The organism is Nguyenibacter vanlangensis (assembly GCF_013376155.1).
Taxonomy (GTDB): Bacteria; Pseudomonadota; Alphaproteobacteria; order Acetobacterales; family Acetobacteraceae; genus Gluconacetobacter; species Gluconacetobacter vanlangensis.
The window spans coordinates 1-2353 of the sequence record NZ_JABXXP010000457.1 but is presented as its reverse complement, the minus strand read 5'-3'; the positions used below and the strand labels follow the sequence as shown (position 1 = coordinate 2353).

Sequence of the window (2353 nt, the reverse complement as noted above, 5' to 3'; positions counted from 1 at the left end):
CAGCAGCAGCCCGGCCAGGATCGCCGGCCCCAGCCAGACATGCGGGGCGATCCAGTGCCGTTCGCGCCGGCGGTCGGCGCGGCCGAGATTGAGCATCATCACCACGAAGACGAACAGCACCATGATCGCGCCGGCATAGAGGATGACCTCGAGCACCGCCGCGAAGGGCGCGCCCAGGCGGACGAACACCCCCGCCAGCGCCAGCAGCAGCACGACCAGGTAGAGCAGCGCGTGCACCGCGACCGTGCGGGTGATGGTCATGAGCGACGCCAGGGCCGCAACCAGCGCCATCGCTGCCAGGGATATGTCCACCGGACCGGTTCTTTCCTTTACCTATGGCATCAGGGCCTATGGCATCAGGGAATGCAGGTCGACCGGACGGGATTCGCGTTCGGCCAGGCCCTTGTCCTTGCCTGGAACGGCAACGCCGGACACGCGGTAGAAGTTGTAGCCGGGATATTTGCCGGGGCCGGAAATCAGCAGGTCGTCCTTTTCATAGACCAGGTTCGGGCGGACATATTCGCTCATCTCGAAATCGGGGGTGAGCTGGATGGCGTAGGTCGGGCAGGCTTCCTCGCAGAAGCCGCAGAAGATGCAGCGGGAGAAATTGATGCGGAAATGATCGGGATACCAGCGCCCGTCCTGTTCGGCCTTCTGCAGGCTGATGCAGTCCACCGGGCAGGCCACCGCGCATAATCCGCAGGCGACGCAGCGTTCCTGTCCGTCGGGGTCGCGCGAGAGGACGATCCGCCCGCGATAGCGCGGCGGCAGGGGCGGCTTGTTTTCCGGATAGCCGACCGTGACCCGGCGGCGGCCGATATGCAGGAAGGTGAGCCACAGGGTGCGGAGCGTGTCGAACATCGCATGTTCCCCTAGAGCATTTCCACTGAACACCGGTTCAGCGGAAATGCTCTATCTCGTTATTTTATCGAGCATCTTCACCCGTTCAAACGATTCCGTCCGAACGGGATCTGCTCTAACCGCCCGGCGCGCGCAGCAGCAGGACCGCGCCGGTCGCGACGATATTGAGCAGGGACAAAGGCAGCAGGATTTTCCAGCCCAGGGCCATCAACTGGTCGTAGCGCAGGCGCGGCAGGGCGGCGCGCAGCAGGACGAACAGCACCACCAGCGCCGCGACCTTGAGCGCGAACCACAGGCCGCCCGGCAGGAGCGGGCCCTGCCAGCCGCCCAGATAGAGCGTGGTGACGAGGGCCGAGACCAGCACGATGCCGGCATATTCGGCGAGGAAGAACATGCCGAACTTCATGCCCGAATATTCGGTGTGGAAGCCGGCGCCCAGTTCGTTCTCGCCTTCCGGCAGGTCGAAGGGCAGGCGGTGGGTCTCGGCGATGCCGGCCAGCATGAAGACCGCGCAGCCGAGGGCCTGGGGGATGACGAACCACAGGCCGGACTGCGCCAGCACGATGTCGCGGAGGCTGAAGGAGCGGGCCTGCATCACCACCCCCAGCAGGGAGAGGCCCATGAAGACTTCGTAGCTGATCATCTGCGCGGCCGCGCGCAGCCCGCCCAGCAGGGCGTATTTGCTGTTGGAGGCCCAGCCGGCCAGCACGACCGAATAGACCCCCATGCCCATCGCGGCCAGCACGAACAGCAGCCCGACATTCAGCGCGGACGCGATGCTCCACCACGCGGTGACGGGGATGACCGCGAAGGACAGCAGCACCGTCATCATGCCGATGGCGGGCGCCAGCACGAACACCGCGCGGTCGGCGAAGGGGGGGATCCAGTCCTGCTTGAAGAGGATCTTGATCCCGTCGGCGACGGCCTGGAGCATGCCGCCCGGCCCCACGCGGTTGGGGCCGTAGCGGTCCTGCCAAACGCCCAGCAGCCGGCGTTCGACCCAGGTGAGCGCGGTGGCCAGCCCGAGCAGGGCGGCCAGGGTGACGGCGATCATGAGCGGCATCGGGACCGTCATTGCCCCTGCCCTGCCGGCGCGACGTCCACCCAGACCGGCAGGGAGAAGGAACGGTCCAGGTCATGGGCGGGGTAGAGCGCGAGGCCGGCCGGGATGGCGGCGTCGCAGGTCACGGGCAGGCTGACCGGGCGGCCCATCAGGGTGATGGTGGCCCCCGTTACGGTTGTCTGGGTCACGGTTGTTTCGGTTGCGGTTGCCTGGGTGGCGGTTGTCTGGGTCGCGGTTGTCTCGGTGGCGGGCCAGCCGGGGGCGACGCGCAGGGTGGGCGGTTCGATGCGGGCGGCGATCGGGGGGGACAGGGTGCTGAGTTCCTCGGTCCCGAAGAGGCGGGCCTGGGGGAGCAGCAGCACCTGGCCGGGCCGGGGCGCGAAGCGAGGGGGAATGTCGGTATGCCAGGCGCGGGCCGGCGGGGTGCCG

3 protein-coding genes and 1 pseudogene are annotated in these 2353 nt (G+C 67.6%); all 4 read right to left on the bottom strand.

The features are described 5' to 3' along the window. On the bottom strand, nt 1–291 hold a 291-nt coding region (locus HUK84_RS15250), incomplete at its 3' end, for an NADH-quinone oxidoreductase subunit J (RefSeq protein WP_176641043.1). Between the two features lie 57 nt (nt 292–348). Further along, nucleotides 349–861, bottom strand: a complete 513-nt coding sequence (gene nuoI, locus HUK84_RS15245; RefSeq protein WP_176641042.1) for an NADH-quinone oxidoreductase subunit NuoI — start codon at nt 859–861, stop codon at nt 349–351. A 115-nt stretch (nt 862–976) separates the two neighbouring features. Then, nucleotides 977–1936, bottom strand: a complete 960-nt coding sequence (gene nuoH / locus HUK84_RS15240; RefSeq protein WP_176641041.1) for an NADH-quinone oxidoreductase subunit NuoH — start codon at nt 1934–1936, stop codon at nt 977–979. After that, a pseudogene (locus tag HUK84_RS15235) lies at nt 1933–2353 on the bottom strand (hypothetical protein); the annotation flags it as partial. The pseudogene HUK84_RS15235 and the gene nuoH, both read right to left, overlap by 4 nt.